This is a genomic window from Aggregatibacter sp. oral taxon 458 str. W10330 (assembly GCF_000466335.1).
GTDB lineage: Bacteria > Pseudomonadota > Gammaproteobacteria > Enterobacterales > Pasteurellaceae > Aggregatibacter.
On record NZ_KE952594.1, the window covers coordinates 14318 to 33605 of the forward strand.

The following is a 19288-nucleotide window of genomic DNA, read 5'->3' on the forward strand; positions in this document are numbered from 1 at the left end:
AGGATTTTTTTCTGTTCATCGCTTAAGCTATTTGTCTCCATACGCATAGCGTATGGTTTTTATAGCCTGACTTTGCCTGGCTATAATCAAAGGCCGTCTGAAAATTCAGACGGCTTTTTTATAACGAAGTGCGGTTAAATTTTTAGGTATTTTTTGTGAATTATCCTAAGAACTCAACCGCTTGTTTTTAAAACTTCACTGTTTCACCATCTTCTGGAATTACTACATTTTCAAGCTTGTTTGCTTGGACAAATTGGCGTAAATCCTTACGGTAAACAGACATATGATTTACTGCATCCATGTGCACTGTGATAAGTTTTGTATTTGGTAGCATTTGACGAGCATGAGCAACATCTTGTAACCCCATAATAATGCCATCATTCGGAAAAGCTAAGGTACGCGCATCACCTGTGTTCATAATCATTACATCAGGTTTATAACGATTAATGGCTTTGTTTACTTCGGCAGTCCAAACTGTGTCACCAACCAAATAAACCGTTGGATGGTCTTTCGCTTGGAATGTTACGCCCATCGCCTCATCTAAAATCTCGGCTAATTGTGGTACAGCGTACATTTCCGTTGTGCCGTGAGAACCGCCGGTTTTATTTAAAATAATACCTTCGAACTCCACCGGTTTTTCTAGCGATAAACTGGTTATGTTAGTAAAACCTTGCGCTTTGAGTAAGTCACCATCCCGTTCATGTTGCACAAAAATTTTGATGGATTTAGGTAAAATTTTTTGTGCAACCTCATCCCAATGATCTTCATGTGTATGAGTCAAAATAATGGCATCAACATCTTTGAAAGTATCTTCTGCTTTCATCGGCAATTCCACAAGTGGATTACGCAAATGGCTATTTAATGTCCCTTCAAAGCCTGCATAACGTCCTTTTTCAGCAAGCATCGGATCAATTAAAAAAGTTTTCCCTGCGTAGTTCAGGCGACCAGTAGCATTGCGGATATGTTGGTAGCTATCAGTGTTTTTAGAGGCAAGATCTACGGCGAAAGTATTTGCGCTAATAGCCAATGCTGTAGTGCTAATTAAGGTTTTTAAGTTCATTGTTTTTCCTTTTCTATACGTTATTGAATGAATAAACATATTATAGTGAGAACAAGATTGCGTAAAAATGGATAAAAAATCAATAAACGTAATAATCGGGTCATTTTTGTGTTATGCTCATATCAAAGTAGGAGAATAAAATGAATACACCCACAGTTGCTTTGATTGTGTATGAACAAATGATGCCCATTCATTTTGCGATGGCATATTCCGTTTTTTCTATGTCGGATTTAAACGGCAAGCCGTTATTTGAGTGTAAAATCGTTAGCGATTCGGACAACCTGACAAACTCGCTATTTCACATACATTTAGATGGAGGTTTAGAGTGGTTGGAGAATGCCGATATTGTTGTGATGACTGGATGGCATGATACTCAAGTGATGCCGAGTGAGGCTTTATTAAGGGCGTTACGGCAAGCATATCAACGTGGTGCGACAGTGGTGGGTTTATGTTATGGTGCCTATGTGTTAGCGTGCAGTGGTCTACTTAACGGCAAAAAAGCAACCACACATTGGCTAGGAGATAGTGATTTTACTTGTCGCTTTCCACAGGTGAAATGGGATTTAAATCCTATTTATTTAGAACAAGATCGACTGATTACCTCCGCAGGAACAGCCGCTTCCATGGATTGTTGTCTTTCTATTGTTCGTAAATTATATGGTGTGAAAATTGCCAATCATATTGCCCGAATGCTGGTTATCCCTCCTCATCGTGAAGGCGGACAAGCACAATTTATCGAACGCCCTATTTCTCGTTCCACACCTAATCATAATATCAATGCGTTGCTTGCTTATTTAAATGAAAATCTGACCGCACTTCATTCGACTGATAGCCTTGCCGAACGTTTGTCAATGAGCCGTAGCACTTTCACCCGACATTTTCGCAAAGCAACCGGAATGTCATTAAATCAATGGTTAATTGAAGCAAGGCTACAACGAGCAAGAGAGCTTTTGGAAAGCACAGATTTATCTATTACTGATATTTCAGAACAAAGTGGATTTCATAGCGATACCGCCTTGCGTCAGCATTTCTTGAAGAAACATAAGATTTCACCGAATCGCTGGCGTAAGCAGTTTCAAATTGAGGATGTTTAGATCTTTTTATTTTAAAGTGCGGTCGGTTTTTCGGGTATTTTGACGTTTGAAACCCTATCCGGATCGCCTTTATGCGAGTCGCTAATATTACAATCCTTTAAGAGGCTATACCCTGAAAAACACTAAAAAATCCCACCGCACTTTGCTATAATGCGTGGCATTCATTTCATTCAAAAAAAGAGAAGAATATGGCGGATTTCCCTTCCATTCGTGACCTAAACGAGCAAAATCTCAACGAAATTTTACAGCTTTCACAACATCATCCTTTGGTGATCACGTTTTATGCGCCAAGCCATGCGGATTCTGTGGCGTTTGTGAAAACCTTGGAAAATTATGCCAATCAATATCAAGGGCAATTTGTATTAGCCAAAGTGAATTGTGAGAAAGAACAAATGGTGGCGGCGCAGTTTCGTATTCAAGCCTTGCCGACCACTTATTTATTTAGAGACGGACAAGCGTTAGATGCTTTTCAGGGGGCATTGGACAACACCACGTTGCAACAGCGTTTAAGTGCCATTTTACCGAAAGAGGAAGAAATCAAATTTAATCAGGCGTTGGATTTGCTTGCGGTGGAAAATTATGAGCAGGCATTGCCGTTGCTGAAAGAAGCGTGGGAGTTGTCTGATCAGAAAAACAGCGACATCGCGCTACTCTATGCAGAAACCTATATCGCCATGAAAAAAACCGAGCCTGCGCAACAGATTTTAAACAAAATCCCGCTACAAGATCGTGACAGTCGCTGGCAAGGTTTACAGGCACAAATTGAGTTGTTGATTAAAGCTGCGGATACGCCGGAAATTCAACAATTACAGGAAGAATTTGCCAAACAGCCAACCCATGATCTCGCATTAAAATTGGCGTTGCAATTACACCAAGCCAACCGCAATGAAGAGGCTTTGGACTTGTTATTTACCATTTTACGTCAAGATTTAGGCGCAGAAGAGGGCAAAATTAAGCAGGAATTTTTATCTATTTTGGCCGCTATCGGCAACAACGATCCGGTAACCAATAAATACCGCCGATTGCTCTATTCGTTGTTGTACTGATAGGAAATCTTCTATAATAGCGCTCGCAAATATTAAGTTGATAAGGATTGATTATGTCAGATATTAAACACGCACAATTACTCATTTTAGGCTCAGGCCCTGCCGGTTACACGGCGGCTATTTATGCGGCACGCGCCAATTTGAAACCGGTGCTCGTCACCGGTTTACAACAAGGTGGACAGCTCACCACCACCAGCGAAATTGAAAACTGGCCGGGGGATTTCGGTGAAACGACCGGCCCGGAATTAATGCAAAGAATGTTGCAACACGCCGAAAAATTTGAGACCGAGATCGTTTTCGATCATATTAACCGTGTAGATTTATCTTCTCGCCCATTCAAATTATACGGCGATGCACAAACCTTTAGCTGCGATGCATTAATCATCGCCACCGGTGCTTCTGCCCGTTATTTAGGCTTACCTTCCGAAGAAAACTTCAAAGGTCGTGGCGTTTCCGCTTGTGCCACTTGTGACGGTTTCTTCTATCGCAACAAACCGGTTGCCGTCATCGGTGGCGGTAACACCGCCGTGGAAGAAGCGCTCTATTTAGCCAACATTGCTTCTGAGGTGCATTTGATCCACCGTCGCGACAGTTTCCGCGCAGAAAAAATTCTCATCGACCGCTTATACAAAAAAGTGGAAGAAGGCAAAATCGTGCTGCATACCAACCGCACTTTAGATGAAGTGTTGGGCGACAACATGGGCGTGACCGGCGTGCGTTTGAAAGACGTGCAATCCGAAGCAACGGAAGAGGTCGCATTAGACGGCGTCTTCGTGGCAATCGGCCATGCACCGAATACGGAAATTTTCCAAGATCAGCTGGAATTAAACAACGGCTATATCGTGGTGAAATCCGGTTTAGACGGCAATGCAACCGCCACTTCCGTGGAAGGCGTTTTTGCCGCAGGCGATGTGATGGATCACAATTATCGTCAAGCCATTACCTCTGCCGGCACCGGCTGCATGGCGGCATTAGATGCTGAGCGTTATTTAGATGCGCAAAAAGCATAACCGTTCAGTCATCGCTCCGAGACAACACATCATCAATACAGGGTGGGCAATAACGCCCACCTTCCATTTTTCTGTTTCTGATAAAACATAACTTATGGATAAATCTCGTCAAAAATATTTGCAACAATGGCTTCGCACACAGCAAAAGCCGATTAAAAAATATTTGAATCTCAACATTCTGCTCGCCACGTTCTCTTCAGTGATTTTAGTGGGGCAGACTTATCTCTTGGCCGCTTTGCTGCATAAGCTCATTATTCTGGGCGAACCGGTCACCGGTTTAGCGCCTTACTTTATCGGCTTAGTCGTCGGCTTTGCGCTACGTGCTCTGATTTTGTGGATCCGAGAAAAAATCGGCTTCAAGTGCGGTCAATTATTACGGAATATGATTCGTCAGCAAATTTTGGATAAAATCCATCAAGTTGGCCCGGCAACGATTAACAATAAACCTGCCGGAAGCTGGGCAACCATCATGTTGGAACAGGTGGAAAACTTGCATAATTTCTACGCCCGCTATTTACCGCAACAAGCGCTTTCCGCCATTGTGCCAATGATTATTCTGATTGCCGTGTTCCCGTTAAACTGGGCAGCCGGTTTGATTTTAATGGGCACCGCGCCGCTGATTCCTATCTTCATGATTTTAGTGGGTAAAGCTGCAGCAGACAGCAGCCAAAAGAACATGGATACCCTTGCGCGGTTAAGCGGTCAATTCCTCGATCGTCTGCGCGGTTTGGAAACCTTACGTTTATTCGACCGCACTTCCGAGCAAACCCGCCATATTGAAAACAGCACGGAAGATTTCCGTGAAACTACCATGGATGTGCTAAAAATGGCGTTCCTCTCCTCTGCCGTCCTCGAGTTTTTCACTTCGATTTCTATTGCATTAATGGCGGTGTATTTCGGTTTCAGTTATTTAGGGCAAGTGGAATTCGGCAGTTACGGCACGCCGATTACACTCTTTATCGGTTTCTTCTGCCTCATTCTTGCACCGGAGTTTTACCAACCCTTACGCGACCTCGGCACTTATTATCATGACCGTGCAGCCGGTATTGGTGCGGCAGATGCCATCGTGGATTTCTTGGAAGAAGATTATTTAATCGCTCAAGGCAACAGCAAAGCGGCATTTGAAAGCCAAAGTGCGGTGGAAATTTCAGGTGAAAATGTGGTGGTCTTGTCGCCACAAGGCAAACCGCTGACAGAAGCGCTGAATTTCCATATTCCCGCGCAGAGCCACATCGCGATTGTGGGACAAAGCGGTGCCGGAAAAACCTCGCTGATCAATGCCATTTTGGGCTTTTTACCTTATGAAGGCAGCCTAAAAATCAACGGGCAAGAATTGCGCGATGTCGATTTAGCCCAATGGCGCAAACACATTGCCTGGGTTGGACAAAACCCGTTGTTGTTGCAAGGCACGATTAAAGAGAATTTATTATTGGGTGACATTCAAGCTTCCACGCAAGAAATTGATCACGCGTTGGCCTTAGCGCAAGCGAAAGAATTTACCGACCGTCTCGGATTAGAGGCAGAAATTAAAGAAGGTGGTATTGGCGTGTCCGTGGGTCAAGCACAACGTTTGGCCGTTGCTCGTGCGCTACTGCGTAAAGGTGATTTGTTGTTACTGGATGAACCGACCGCCAGCCTCGATGCGCAATCGGAAAATCAGGTATTACAAGCCTTGCAACACATCAGTCGCCAACAAACAACCGTGATGATCACCCACCGCATTGAAGATCTGAAACAATGCGACACCATTTTAGTGATGCGCCACGGACAAATTATTCAGCAGGGGCATTTTGACCAACTGCAACATCAAGGTTTCTTCGCCGAATTATTGGCACAACGACAACAGGATATTAACTAATGCGTGCTTTATTGCCTTTTATTCGTTTATTTAAATTTGCCAAACTGCCGTTAATTTTCGGTGGTTTGTTAATGATTTTAGGACTTGCCTCCAGCATCGGGTTGCTTACCCTTTCCGGTTGGTTCCTCGCAGCGACCGCCATTGCCGGCTTAGGCTCGCTGTTTAACTTTTTCTATCCATCTGCCAGCGTACGCGGTTTAGCCATCGGGCGCACTGTGGCGCGCTATTTTGAAAAAGTCGTCACCCATGATGCCACTTTCCGCGTGTTAGCCAAATTACGCGTGCAAGTATTTAGCAAAATTATTCCGTTAAGCCCGGGCGTGCTCAATCGCTATCGTAACAGCGATTTATTAAACCGTTTGGTTGCCGATGTGGATACCTTGGATGGTCTTTATCTTCGCCTGATTGCACCATTTATCAGCGCCATTGTGGTGATTACATTTATTACCATTGGATTAAGTTTCGTTCATGTGCCACTTGCACTGTTCCTTGGTCTCACGTTACTGACATTATTATTGGTGATTCCAACAATCTTTTACCATCTGGGCAACAAATTCGGCGCAAAATTAACCCAATCCCGCGCCCTGTACCGTACACAATTTGTGGAATTTATTCAGGCTCAAGCGGAATTGTTGCTGTTTAACGGGGAAGAAAAACTAAAAGATAAATTGAGCCAAACAGAACAGCAATGGCAAGCCTATCAACAACAGGAAGCGAATTTATCGGGATTTTCCACCGCACTTTTGTTGTTCGCCAACGGCTTGGTGTTATGTATTGTGATGTGGTTTGCCGCGCAAGTGGATTTGGGCAGCGATGAATACCGCGCAGCGTTGATTGGCTTGTTTGCCTTTGCCGCCCTCGCCTCTTTTGAAATTTTAATGCCGATCGGCGCCGCATTTTTGCACATCGGGCAAATGGTGGCGTCGGCTGAACGGGTAACGGATATTATCGAACAGCAACCCCTGGTGGATTTTTCCGGTACGCAACTTGTTGAAAGCCAAACTCAAGCGCCGTTATTGCAAATTAATCACGTTCATTTCACTTATCCGCAACGTGATAACCCGGCATTAGTGGACTTAAATCTCCATATTGAAGCCGGTGAAAAACTTGCCATTTTAGGGAAAACCGGCAGCGGCAAATCGACGCTACTTCAATTATTGGTACGCAATTATGATGCCAACCAAGGAGAAATCTTATTCGCCGGCAATCGCATTCAAGCCTATAGCGAAAGCAGTTTACGCCAACAATTTTGTTTCTTAACGCAACGCGTGCATGTGTTTAGCGATACGTTGCGTAACAACTTGCAACTGGCTACCCATGCGCCATTGAGCGATGAAAAAATGGTTGCTGTGCTACAACAAGTGGGCTTGGAAAAATTAGTGAATCAAGAACAAGGATTAGATTTATGGCTGGGAGACGGCGGTCGTCCTTTATCGGGCGGTGAACAACGTCGTTTAGGCTTAGCGCGTGTGTTATTAAATGATGCGCCTATTTTACTCTTAGATGAACCGACAGAAGGTTTGGATCGCGAAACCGAACGCAATATTCTGCAAGCGATTTTAGCACACAGTGTCGGTAAAACCTTGATTATGGTGACGCACCGTTTAACCGCCATTGAGCAATTTGATCAACTTGTGATGATCGATAACAGTCGATTAATTGAACAAGGTTCGTACAGCGAATTGATCAATAAAGAAAATGGCTTTTTCAAGCAACTGACACAACGTATTTAAAAGGAAGGGCTGGAAAGGTGGAAACCTTTCCGGCTTAGTCTCGGCACACGAAAATTCTGACTCTGGCTGCTTTCTTCCGAACCTGACCTGGTAAACCAGACTTCATTGCGAGGGACCGAAAAGGTTTCCATTGAATTAACCGCAAGATTTGATCGCGCGATTAAGGCTTCGCATTATGCAATAAGCCCTCTTGAATTGCAAATATTATCTCCGGATCACGTCAAGACAGCCTGAACTTTAAACAAATGAGGAAAATTATGACCGCACTTAATCAACTGATTGAACTGTTAAAACTGGAAAAAATCGACGATTTACTTTTTCGCGGTGCAAGCCAAGATCTCGGGTTTCGCCAAGTGTTCGGTGGTCAAGTCGTGGCGCAGGCGCTTTCTGCTGCGATTCAAGTCGCCCCGCAAGATCGTTTTTTACATTCTTGCCACGCCTATTTTCTCTCGCCGGGCGACAGCCAATATCCGATTATTTATGATGTCGAAATTTTACGCGAGGGCAGAAATTTTACGGCGATGCGGGTAAAAGCCATTCAACATAAATCACCGATTTGTCACATTACCACCTCCTTCCAAACCTTAGAACAAGGCTTTGAACACCAAAGCGAGATGCCAAAGGTAGAAGCACCTGATGCCCTCATGTCAGAAAGCTCGGTCATTCAGCAAATGGCACAAACCATTCCGGAAGCCGTGCGCGATAAATTTACGGCAGAGCGTCCCTTTGATATTCGCACCAAATATTTAAATAATCCGTTCCGCGGACACAAACTGCCACCACAACAATACTCTTGGGTACGTACCAATGGCGAAGCACCGACAGACTATCGCATTCAACAATGTCTGCTTGCCTACTTCTCCGATTTTCATTGCATTTTGACCGCACTTCATCCCCATGAAAAAGGCTTTTTACAAAAAGGCATGAAAGTCGCCACCATCGACCATTCTATTTGGTTTCATCGCCCGTTTGATATGAATGATTGGTTGCTCTATGCCATTGAAAGTAACAACGCCTATGCCGCCCGTGGCCTTGCACGTGGTCAATTTTTTGCAGCAGATGGCAGATTAATTGCGACCACCCAACAAGAAGGGTTAATTCGTTACGTTCCGGAAGAACAATAAAAAACGAGGGAAAAAATGACCGCACTTTATGCCGCTCAAGATTTTTGGCATGCCGTTACCACAGCACTGCAAACCACGGATCCGTTAGAAAAATGCCGCCTAGTGAATCATCTTTATGATGCGCTATTACCGCAGATTAAATTGACGGAATTATCCGATTTTCCGGAAGTCACGCCACAAATGGATCTTGCCGGTATTCCGGAGAAGCCACGGCTCGTTGCACCGAAAGATGTGCCGAAACGTTCTTTCGCCACAGAAGAAGGTTATGCCGCAACGTTGCACGCTATTGCCCATATTGAATTTAATGCCATTAATTTAGGCTTAGATGCAGCTTGGCGGTTTGGCCGAAATGCGCAACAAGAATTAAGCGAGGGCATGGCATTTGTAAAGGATTGGCTACGTGTCGCACGTGAAGAAAGCACCCATTTTTCCTTAGTCAACTCACATTTGCAGACCCTTGGATATCAATACGGCGATTTTGAAGCCCATGCCGGTTTATGGGAAATGGCACAGGCAACTGCGCATGATATTTGGGAACGTATGGCATTAGTACCACGTGTACTGGAAGCGCGAGGGCTGGATGCCACGCCTGTGTTACAAGAAAAAATTGCGCAACGGAAAGACATGGCTGCCGTCAAGATTTTAGATGTGATTTTAACGGATGAAATCGGACACGTTTATATCGGCAATCATTGGTATCACGCACTTTCCGCCAAACGAGGATTGGATGCCATGAAATGCTTTACCGAATTGCTACATAAATATCGTATTGTGATTTTTAAAGGGGTAATCAACACAGATGCCCGTTTACAAGCCGGGTTCACGCAACATGAATTAGATTGGATTTATGAAGTGGAACAGACATTAAAGTCGTACATTAAGCAGTAAAAAATAAAATGCCCGATAAGAAATATTATCGGGCATTTTTTTAGAATCGAACGCCAGTGCCAACACCCACGCCAACACCGACACCGACGGAACAGGCGCTGAGAGTCCAAACAATAAATAATGTCATGATAATTTTTTTTCATTTAGTCCTCTTTTTTCACTTGTTCAATATTCTGGTATAGCCGATAAATCCCGATAAGATCGCGCTTGGCGATAGATTTAAAGGGCAACAATAAATAGTAAATACAACGATAATGTTCTACGGATGCCAACATATCCAGCCACTCCTGTGGCTCGCAACATTCACGGTATTTTCGCATAACATCGCAAATGATCTCATCGGACAATTCATCTTCACGACATAAATTATAGATAAACAGCAACAAATCACGCGCTTTTTGCTTACTTAAAGCCCGCTTGGTCGCATTCACTTCAAAATCAATAAACAACACTTGACCATCACGCCATAGAATATCGCGAATTGCCGGACGTCCGTGCACCAACCCTTGTTGATGCAAAGTCGCCAATGCCACCGCCGCATCTAATAAAATAGCGCGTTTTTGTTGTTCGGAAAGATGAAGCCCCATCCAATGGGCCACACTGTTTCCGCCGTCCTCCAACACTAAGAAATCCTCACCAAACATTTCAAGGTGCGGCACCGGCGCTTGATGTTCCTCAAGATATTGCAAACTTTGAATTTCGTTTTTAAAGGCTTGTTTCGGTTTTGGTTTCAAAAAATGCCACACACCGTGTAATTGTTCCGGTTGTTTCAACCAAAAATCTTTATCGTTATAAGTAAAATGATATACGCGCTCACCTTTATGCTCGGCAAGCACTTGCTGAACATATTCCTCAAAAGGCAATGCAGATAATTGCGACATATTTTCGTTCCTCACAAACATAAAGTGCGGTCAAAACTCACCGCACTTTTATTTTTTAGCTTGTTATCCAAAGCAAATTACAACGCTTTTAAGATGTCATCCACACGTTCTTTCGCATCACCAAACAGCATTTGCGTGTTTTCTTTGAAGAACAATGGATTTTGTACGCCGGCGTAACCGGTATTCATGGAACGTTTGAATACCACCACGTTAGCCGCTTTCCACACTTCCAATACCGGCATACCGGCGATTGGGCTGTGCGGATCGTCCATCGCCGCAGGGTTTACGGTGTCGTTCGCGCCGATAACCAAAACGGTGTCGGTGTCAGCGAAATCGTCATTGATTTCATCCATTTCCAACACGATGTCGTAAGGCACTTTGGCTTCTGCCAATAACACGTTCATGTGGCCCGGCAAACGTCCGGCAACCGGGTGGATACCAAAACGCACGTTTACGCCACGCTCACGTAATTTTTGGGTGATTTCCGCCACCGGATATTGTGCTTGCGCCACCGCCATGCCGTATCCTGGGGTGATAATGACAGAGCTGGAGTTTTTCAATAATTCCGCCACTTCTTCTGCAGTGGTTTCGCGGTGTTCGCCTTGTTCCGTATCGGAAGACACTTGAACATCATTACCAAAACCACCGGCGATAACGCTGATGAAAGAGCGGTTCATGGCTTTACACATGATGTAAGACAAGATCGCACCGGAAGAACCCACCAACGCACCCGTCACAATTAACAGGTCGTTGCTGAGCATAAAGCCAGCTGCTGCCGCTGCCCAACCGGAATAGGAGTTCAGCATGGACACCACCACCGGCATGTCTGCACCACCGATAGAGGCCACTAAATGCCAACCGAAAGCGAGTGCAATTACCGTCATGATTAATACCGGGAAGATGTTTTCCGGTTCATTTAAGAACGCCACCATTAATAAGGCAGAAACGATAAGTGCGGCTAAGTTTAATTTGTGGCGGTGTGGCAACATTAAGGCTTTAGAATTAATTTTTCCGCTTAATTTACCAAATGCCACCACAGAGCCGGTGAATGTCACCGCACCAATGAAGATCCCCAAGAACACTTCCACGTTATGCACGCTGGCAAGTGCGGCTTGTTCTGCCAAGAATTTCGCTTGTTCTACGTCATTTAAACCATTCGGCATGGTTGGGATATCATGCAAACCATAGCTGTTATAGCCCACCAATACAGCAGCCAAACCGACAAAACTGTGCAAGATCGCCACCAATTCCGGCATTTCTGTCATTTCGACTTTTAATGCACGTTGAATACCGATCGCCCCACCAATCACCATCGCAATGATGATCCATAACGTGCCTTCGGATTTTGGCCCGAAGATGGTGGCGATGAGGGCAATCCCCATCCCGATAATGCCGTACCAGCATCCTGCTTTCGCCGTTTCGTGTTTAGAAAGACCGGCTAAGCTCATAATGAAGAGCAACGCTGCCACAATATACGCAGCTTGTACAAAACCTTCTGACATGATTTTCTCCTTAGCCTTTTCTAAACATGGAAAGCATACGTTGAGTGACGCGGAAGCCACCAAAAATGTTGATGCTTGCCACTAAAATCGCAATAAACGCCAACACACTAATGAAGAAATGACCTTGTGAGATTTGCAATAACGCCCCCACGATGATAATTCCTGAAATGGCATTTGTTACCGCCATCAATGGGGTATGCAGCGCATGGCTAACATTCCAAACCACATAGTAACCCACGACACAAGCCAAGACGAACACGGTGAAGTGAGAAAGGAAAGCCGCCGGCGCAATAGAGGTGAGCCATAAGAAAAGCACACCCACAGCCGCCATAATGCCGTATTTTTTACGCGGATCCGTTGGTTTTTCTTCCTCTTTTTTGACCGCACTTGCGGCTTTCGCTTGTTGTTGCGGTTGAGCGGAAACTTGAATAGGCGGAGCTGGCCATGTGACTTCGCCATCACGAATCACTGTCACGCCACGTAATACCACGTCGTCGAAATTGATGTCGATTTGACCGTCTTTATTTTTGCAAAGCAATTTCAATAAGTTAACAAGGTTGGTACCGTAAAGTTGGGAAGATTGCGTTGGTAAGCGGCTTGGTAAATCGGTGTAACCAATGATTTTCACTTGATTATCGGTAACCACCACTTCGCCGGCTTTACTCAATTCACAGTTACCGCCGGTCGCTGCGGCTAAATCCACAATCACGCTACCCGGCTTCATGGATTCCACCATTTCTTTGGTGATTAAGCGCGGTGCAGGTCTACCCGGAATTAATGCGGTGGTAATGATAATGTCCACTTCTTTCGCTTGTTCTGCATAAAGGGCAAGTGCGCGACGATTGAACTCCTCAGACATGACTTTGGCATAGCCATCGCCGCTGCCGCCTTCTTCTTTGAAATCGATTTCAAGGAAGCTGGCGCCCATACTTTCTACTTGTTCTTTTACTTCCGGACGGGAGTCAAAAGCACGTACAATGGCACCTAGACTGTTTGCTGCGCCAATCGCAGCAAGACCGGCAACACCCGCACCAATCACCAACACTTTTGCCGGCGGCACTTTACCTGCGGCGGTAATTTGTCCGGTAAAGAAACTGCCAAATTCATGTGCGGCTTCCACCACGGCACGATAACCGGCAATATTTGCCATCGAACTTAATGCATCCAACGCTTGCGCACGAGAAATACGCGGCACGGCATCCATCGCCAACACATTGATTTTTTTCGCTGACAGTTTTTCCATGAGCTGCGGATTTTGCGCAGGCCAGATAAAGCTGACTAAGGTTGCCCCTTCTTTAATTAAAGCGATTTCATCGTCGGTCGGCGCGTTGACTTTAAAAATAATGTCCGCTTGCCAAACCTGTGCGGCATCACCGACTTTTGCACCGGCAGCTACAAATGCCTGATCTTCAAAACTGGCTTTGAAACCCGCATCATGTTCAACAATTACGTCGAAACCGAGCTTCAAAATTTGCTGAACCGTTTTCGGCGTTGCCGCCACTCGACTTTCATTATCAAGCCGTTCTCTAGGTACACCAATTAACATAATGATTCCCTTTGATTGGTTAAGATTTAGGTAACAAACTTACCCGCCCGAAATGACGCCTCTAGGCAGTCAAATTAGCCCCACTCTATCATTAATCCCTTAAAAACTAAAAAATTTTTTCGGCTTTTTATTCAATATGTGATCCCTATTGCAATTTGTGGTAGCACATAAAAAAAATTAGAAATTCATTCCTCGCTTTGCTATCTTAGCGCGCGAATATTTTGACTGCCATTTCACATTCGGTCAGTTAAAAACACGGAAAAACTTAACCGCACTTTGATGCTCAAGGTCAAACACAATGCAATTACCTCCTCTACAATCCGCCACCTTAATCCGTCGTTACAAACGTTTCTTAACCGATGTGCAACTGCCAAACGGCGATATCACCACGCTGCACTGCGCCAATACCGGCGCGATGATCGGCTGCGGCGCGGAAGGCGACACCGTTTGGTATTCCACCTCTGACAGCGCCACACGAAAATACCCAAGTTCATGGGAATTAACGCAATTAGCCAATGGCAATCTGGTTTGCATTAACACGCACCGTTCTAATCAGCTCACCTTTGATGCCTTACAAAAAAAGCAAATTCTCGAACTGGCTATGTATGATGAAATTCATCCGGAAGTGAAATACGGCGAGGAAAACAGCCGTATCGATTTTCTGCTAAAAGGTAACAATCTGCCCGATTGTTATGTGGAAGTGAAATCCATTACTTATGTGGATAACGACAAAAAACTCGGTATGTTTCCCGATGCTGTCACCACGCGCGGACAAAAACACTTGCGCGAATTGATCGCCATGAAAAAGCAAGGTCATCGCGCCGTGATTTTCTTCTGTGGATTACACGACGGCTTCGATCATTTCCAAATCGCGAAACACATTGATCCGAAATATCACGAACTCTTTCTCCATGCGCTCAATGAAGGGGTTGAGGCTTACGCCTATACGGCTGAATTTGAAAAAACGCAGGGAATTCCGACCGCACTTCATCTCACAAAGGTCGTACCACTTAAGCTAAATGGGATTTAAGTAAATTATTTGAGAATTATTTTCATTAAAGTGCTTGACATTAATTTTGAGAATAATTATCATTTAATCATTCAAACAACAATAGATAATCACTCCAACTTCAACGCCTCATCCCCCACAAGAGGCGTTTTTTTTCGCCTGAAATCTGCCCTTTCCCTTAAAAATAATTCAAATTTAGCGAATAATCTCTATAATGTAGCCTTTCGGTAAATTGAATAACATTAGGAAAAGACATGACTGATATGAATACCGTTCTCGCGGAACTAAAACGCGGCGTAGATGAAATTCTTTCTGAACAGGATTTAATTGAAAAACTTAAAGAAAATCGCCCATTGCGCGTGAAACTCGGCGCAGACCCTACTGCACCGGATATTCATTTAGGTCACACTGTGGTATTAAACAAATTACGTCAATTCCAACAATTAGGCCACGAAGTTTATTTCTTAATCGGTGACTTCACCGGCATGGTGGGCGATCCGTCCGGGAAAAACACGACTCGTCCACCGCTTAGCCGCGAAGATGTGTTACGTAATGCGGAAACCTACAAACAACAAATTTACAAAATTCTCGATCCGCAAAAAACCCATATTGTATTCAACTCTGAATGGTTGGGTAAATTAGGCACCGAAGGCATGATTCGTTTAGCAAGCAACTACACTGTTGCCCGAATGTTAGAACGTGATGATTTCAAAAAACGTTTCTCTAACAATCAACCCATTGCGATTCATGAATTTATTTACCCGCTCTTGCAAGGTCATGATTCTGTTGCGTTGGAAGCCGATGTTGAGTTAGGCGGAACCGACCAAAAATTCAATTTATTAGTGGGTCGTGAATTACAAAAATCTGCCGGTCAAAAACCACAAGTGGCGATTACCCTGCCATTATTAGTGGGCTTGGATGGCGAGAAAAAAATGTCTAAATCCCTCGGCAACTATATCGGTGTCACCGAAGCGCCAAGTGAAATGTTCGGCAAAATCATGTCCATTTCCGATGACTTAATGTGGGATTGGTACAACCTGCTTTCTTTCCGTCCATTAGCAGAAATTGCCCAATTGAAAGCAGATGTGGCAAACGGCAAAAATCCACGCGATGTCAAAATCTTATTAGCCAAAGAAATTATTGCCCGTTTCCATGATGAGGCAGCGGCAGAGGCGGCTGAACAAGAATTTATCAACCGCTTCCAAAAAGGCGCGATGCCGGATGACATGCCTGAATTTACCTTTGAAGGCGAAATCGGGCTTGCCAACTTGTTAAAAGAAGCCGGTTTAGTGGCTTCGACTTCAGAAGCCAACCGTATGGTACAACAAGGTGGCGTGAAAATTGACGGTGAAAAAGTAGAAGACGCCAAACTTGTTATTAGCACTTCGACTGCGGTTTACCAAGTGGGTAAACGTAAGTTCGCCAAGGTCACGGTGAAATAAAAACATCATAAAAACGAACCGCACTTATGGCTTCATAAAGTGCGGTTATTTTTATCCGCGTTTTTTAGGGCTAACACAAGGAGCAGAATATGCATCAAAAGATCTGGGTATTAGGTGATGCCGTAGTGGATTTAATCCCCGACGGAGAAAATCATTATTTGCGTTGTGCTGGCGGCGCCCCGGCAAACGTGGCGGTAGGTATTGCCCGTTTAGGCGGTGAAAGTGCGTTTATCGGTCGCGTGGGCAAAGATCCATTGGGCGAATTTATGCAACAAACCCTACAACAGGAAAACGTACAAACCAGCCACATGATTCTTGATCCGCAACAGCGTACTTCCACGGTTATCGTCGGGTTAGATTACGGCGAACGGAGCTTTACCTTTATGGTGAACCCAAGTGCCGACCAATTTTTACAAGTGGCGGATTTACCGAATTTTCAAGCAAACGAATGGCTCCATTGTTGCTCCATTGCCTTAATTAACAATCCTTCTCGTGAAACCACCTTTGAAGCGATTCGCCGAATTAAAGCCGCGGGCGGATTCTTCTCTTTCGATCCGAATTTGCGCGAATCCCTTTGGTCAAGTTTTGACGACATGAAGCAAACCGTTATGCAAGCTGTGGCATTGGCAGATGTATTGAAATTCTCAGAAGAAGAATTAACGCTGCTCACTGACACACAAACCCTAGACGACGCATTTGAAAAAATCACCGCACTTTATCCGGAAAAATTGATCATTGTGACCTTGGGCAAAGACGGTGCACGCTATCATTTAGCCGATAAACAAGATGTGGTTGCCGGCAAAGCCTTAAAACCGGTTGACACTACAGGTGCAGGCGATGCCTTTGTCGGCGGTCTTCTTGCTGGGCTTTCACAACATTCAGATTGGAAAGAAATTTCTGTGCTTGAGCAAATTCTTCGTCAGGCTAACGCTTGTGGCGCGTTAGCTACCACGGCAAAAGGCGCGATGTCTGCCTTGCCAAATAAGGCGCAACTGGCAGCATTTTGTGACAACGTCGCACTGTAACAAATATCTTCACGATGCGATATTTTCTGTGTTTTTTCTGTTTTATTCTCCCCCTCGCTTTGCAAGCGCGCATGGCAGATTGTTTTGTGGTGGGAATTAGCGACGGCGACACGTTCACCTGTTTAACGGCAAATCTCAACCCCATTAAAGTGCGGTTAGCCGAAATCGACGCACCGGAAAAAGCACAGCCTTTCGGGAAAAAATCCCGTCAAATGCTGGGTTCGCTTATTCATAAACGCCATGTGACATTAAATATTCAAGGTTACGATCGCTATCAGCGCACCTTGGCAACGGTGTATGATAAGCAAGGGCAAAACATCAATTTAATCATGGTACAACAAGGCATGGCGTGGGCTTATCGGCAATATTTACAGGATGTTGCCTATTTACAGGCTGAGCAAATGGCAAGAGAACGTCGACGCGGTTTGTGGCGCGATCCCTCGCCTATTGAACCCCATTTATGGCGTCAACAACAAAGAAGGTAAAAATGCATTTTGATCCTCTGATATTTCGTCAAGACTTTCCCTACTTCACTCATGAAAAGGCGGTGATTTATCTTGATAATGCCGCAACCACCCTCAAACCGCAGTGCTTAATCGAGGCAACGGTTGCCTTTTATCAATCCGCCGGTTCGGTGCATCGCAGTCAATATGACGAAAAACAGACCGCACTTTATGAACAGGCTCGTCGCCGGGTTAAGCAGTTAATTCATGCCGAAAGCGAACAGGCAGTGATTTGGACATCAGGCACGACCCAGGCCATTAACACGGTGGCAAACGGTTTATTGCCGCATCTCAATGCCGGCGATGAAATCATAATCAGTGAAGCGGATCATCATGCCAATTTCGTCACATGGCACCAAGTGGCAAAGAAAACCGGCGCAATCATTCATGTCTTGCCGATATTGGATAATTGGCTAATCGACACCAATGCCTTATTACAAAAACTCAGCCCTCGCACCAAATTGGTGGCATTAAATTTTGCCTCTAATGTCACCGGCACACAGCAACCTGTTAAACAATTGATTGAATTGATTCGTGCGCGCAGTGCTGCACGGGTTTTAGTGGATGCGGCACAAGCCATTAGCCATATCAAAATTGACTTGGCTGAATTAGATGCCGATTTTATTGCCTTTTCCGCCCATAAAATTTACGGACCTACCGGACTTGGCGTGTTAAGCGGAAAACTAGATGCGTTAAATTTATTACAGCCCTTGCAGTACGGCGGCAAGATGATTAGCAAAGTGAGTAAACAACACATCACCTTTGCTGAACTGCCTTATCGCTTAGAAGCCGGCACACCGAATATTGCCGCCGTGATTGGCTTTAACGCCGTGCTAGAATGGTTAAGCCAATGGGATATTGGCGAAATGGAAGAAAACGCCGTACGCTTGGCAGAAATGACCCGTCAACGTTTATCCTCTTATCAACAATGCAAATTATTTAACTCACCACAACCCAGTTCGGTCGTCAGCTTTGTCTTTGAGGATATTAACGCCTTCGATTTAGCCACGCTATTAGCCGAACAAAATATCGCTTTACGTGTTGGTGAACATTGCGCACAGCCTTATTTGGCAAGATTAGGACAGGCCGCTATCCTGCGCTTATCCTTTGCGCCCTATAATATCGCCTCAGACGTTGAAGCATTTTTTAACGCCTTAGATAAAAGTTTAGAATTATTAAGATGAACATTGAACAACAATTACGCAATGCCACAACATGGGAAGAACGCTACCGTTTGATTATTCAGGCCGGCAAAAATCTCCCCATGCCAAATGAAAATGAATTAGCCCAGATGAAAATCATTCCGGGTTGCGAAGTACAAGTATGGTTTAAATTCACCGAAAAAAACGACCGCACTTTTCACTTTCAAGCCTATAGCGAAGCGCGGATTATGAACGGTTTATTATGGATTTTGTTGCAACACATTGAAAACAAAAGCGCAGAACAATTACGCCATTTTGATTTAACCGCTTATTTCACCCAACTTGGCATTGCTCAACGTTTAAGCACGACCCGCCTAAACGGTTTAAAACACATTGAACAGATTTTGCATCATTTGTAAAAGCGA

17 protein-coding genes, 1 other RNA gene and 1 pseudogene are annotated in these 19288 nt (G+C 44.6%); 13 read left to right on the forward strand and 6 right to left on the reverse strand.

Annotation, left to right across the window (positions count from 1 at the left end; genetic code table 11):
- Positions 1-187 precede the first annotated feature (187 nt).
- Positions 188-1060 (reverse strand): MBL fold metallo-hydrolase, encoded by an 873-nt coding sequence (locus tag HMPREF9065_RS08475; RefSeq protein ID WP_033002364.1) that lies wholly within the window; start codon positions 1058-1060, stop codon positions 188-190.
- 140 nt (positions 1061-1200) lie between these two features.
- On the opposite strand from HMPREF9065_RS08475, the gene HMPREF9065_RS08470 reads away from it, so the two are divergent.
- The 5 genes from HMPREF9065_RS08470 (at position 1201) to cydC (ending at position 7801) form a co-directional block, all read left to right on the forward strand.
- Positions 1201-2154, forward strand: a complete 954-nt coding sequence (locus tag HMPREF9065_RS08470) for a GlxA family transcriptional regulator (RefSeq protein ID WP_021615302.1) — start codon at positions 1201-1203, stop codon at positions 2152-2154.
- Between the two features lie 188 nt (positions 2155-2342).
- The gene (locus HMPREF9065_RS08465) at positions 2343-3200 is read left to right on the forward strand and encodes a co-chaperone YbbN (RefSeq protein ID WP_021615303.1); all 858 of its coding nucleotides are present in this window, start codon (positions 2343-2345) and stop codon (positions 3198-3200) included.
- Between the two features lie 53 nt (positions 3201-3253).
- Positions 3254-4210: a thioredoxin-disulfide reductase gene (trxB, locus tag HMPREF9065_RS08460; RefSeq protein WP_021615304.1), complete on the forward strand. Its 957-nt coding sequence runs from the start codon at positions 3254-3256 to the stop codon at positions 4208-4210.
- A gap of 94 nt (positions 4211-4304) precedes the next feature.
- Positions 4305-6068, forward strand: coding sequence for a heme ABC transporter permease/ATP-binding protein CydD (gene cydD, locus HMPREF9065_RS08455; protein WP_021615305.1), 1764 nt, complete (start codon positions 4305-4307; stop codon positions 6066-6068).
- Positions 6068-7801, forward strand: a complete 1734-nt coding sequence (cydC, locus tag HMPREF9065_RS08450; protein ID WP_021615306.1) for a heme ABC transporter ATP-binding protein/permease CydC — start codon at positions 6068-6070, stop codon at positions 7799-7801. The genes cydD and cydC overlap by 1 nt, the downstream gene beginning before the upstream one ends.
- A 23-nt stretch (positions 7802-7824) precedes the next feature.
- Here the strand turns inward: cydC and ffs are convergent.
- Positions 7825-7923, reverse strand: an RNA gene (gene ffs, locus HMPREF9065_RS09765) — signal recognition particle sRNA small type.
- Between the two features lie 135 nt (positions 7924-8058).
- Here ffs and tesB point away from each other — a divergent pair.
- Together tesB and HMPREF9065_RS08440 are read left to right on the forward strand one after the other, a co-directional pair.
- The gene (tesB, locus tag HMPREF9065_RS08445) at positions 8059-8925 is read left to right on the forward strand and encodes an acyl-CoA thioesterase II (RefSeq protein WP_033002366.1); all 867 of its coding nucleotides are present in this window, start codon (positions 8059-8061) and stop codon (positions 8923-8925) included.
- A 15-nt stretch (positions 8926-8940) separates the two neighbouring features.
- Positions 8941-9813, forward strand: coding sequence for a ferritin-like domain-containing protein (locus HMPREF9065_RS08440; protein WP_021615308.1), 873 nt, complete (start codon positions 8941-8943; stop codon positions 9811-9813).
- A 40-nt stretch (positions 9814-9853) separates the two neighbouring features.
- Here the strand turns inward: HMPREF9065_RS08440 and HMPREF9065_RS10460 are convergent.
- From HMPREF9065_RS10460 to pntA, 4 genes and pseudogenes are all read right to left on the reverse strand, one after another.
- Positions 9854-9952 (reverse strand): annotated as a pseudogene (locus HMPREF9065_RS10460) (lipoprotein); the annotation flags it as partial.
- Positions 9953-9956: 4 nt separating this feature from the next.
- On the reverse strand, positions 9957-10694 hold the full coding sequence (locus HMPREF9065_RS08435) for a lipopolysaccharide kinase InaA family protein (protein ID WP_033002368.1): 738 nt from the start codon (positions 10692-10694) through the stop codon (positions 9957-9959).
- Positions 10695-10771: 77 nt separating this feature from the next.
- Complete coding sequence (gene pntB, locus HMPREF9065_RS08430) at positions 10772-12196, reverse strand: Re/Si-specific NAD(P)(+) transhydrogenase subunit beta (RefSeq protein ID WP_021615310.1); 1425 nt, start codon at positions 12194-12196, stop codon at positions 10772-10774.
- A 10-nt stretch (positions 12197-12206) separates the two neighbouring features.
- Positions 12207-13742, reverse strand: coding sequence for a Re/Si-specific NAD(P)(+) transhydrogenase subunit alpha (gene pntA / locus HMPREF9065_RS08425; RefSeq protein ID WP_021615311.1), 1536 nt, complete (start codon positions 13740-13742; stop codon positions 12207-12209).
- Positions 13743-14040: 298 nt separating this feature from the next.
- On the opposite strand from pntA, the gene sfsA reads away from it, so the two are divergent.
- The 6 genes from sfsA to HMPREF9065_RS08395 all read left to right on the forward strand — a co-directional run bounded on the left by sfsA (position 14041) and on the right by HMPREF9065_RS08395 (position 19282).
- The gene (gene sfsA / locus HMPREF9065_RS08420) at positions 14041-14772 is read left to right on the forward strand and encodes a DNA/RNA nuclease SfsA (protein WP_021615312.1); all 732 of its coding nucleotides are present in this window, start codon (positions 14041-14043) and stop codon (positions 14770-14772) included.
- A gap of 233 nt (positions 14773-15005) precedes the next feature.
- Complete coding sequence (tyrS, locus tag HMPREF9065_RS08415) at positions 15006-16193, forward strand: tyrosine--tRNA ligase (protein WP_021615313.1); 1188 nt, start codon at positions 15006-15008, stop codon at positions 16191-16193.
- A gap of 89 nt (positions 16194-16282) precedes the next feature.
- Positions 16283-17218, forward strand: a complete 936-nt coding sequence (locus HMPREF9065_RS08410) for an aminoimidazole riboside kinase (protein ID WP_021615314.1) — start codon at positions 16283-16285, stop codon at positions 17216-17218.
- Between the two features lie 71 nt (positions 17219-17289).
- Positions 17290-17703, forward strand: a complete 414-nt coding sequence (locus HMPREF9065_RS08405; protein WP_021615315.1) for a thermonuclease family protein — start codon at positions 17290-17292, stop codon at positions 17701-17703.
- A gap of 2 nt (positions 17704-17705) precedes the next feature.
- The gene (locus HMPREF9065_RS08400) at positions 17706-18905 is read left to right on the forward strand and encodes an aminotransferase class V-fold PLP-dependent enzyme (RefSeq protein WP_033002372.1); all 1200 of its coding nucleotides are present in this window, start codon (positions 17706-17708) and stop codon (positions 18903-18905) included.
- A complete protein-coding gene (locus HMPREF9065_RS08395; protein WP_021615317.1) occupies positions 18902-19282 on the forward strand; it encodes a SufE family protein in 381 nt (126 codons plus the stop codon). Before HMPREF9065_RS08400 ends, HMPREF9065_RS08395 begins: the two co-directional genes overlap by 4 nt.
- Positions 19283-19288 lie beyond the last annotated feature (6 nt).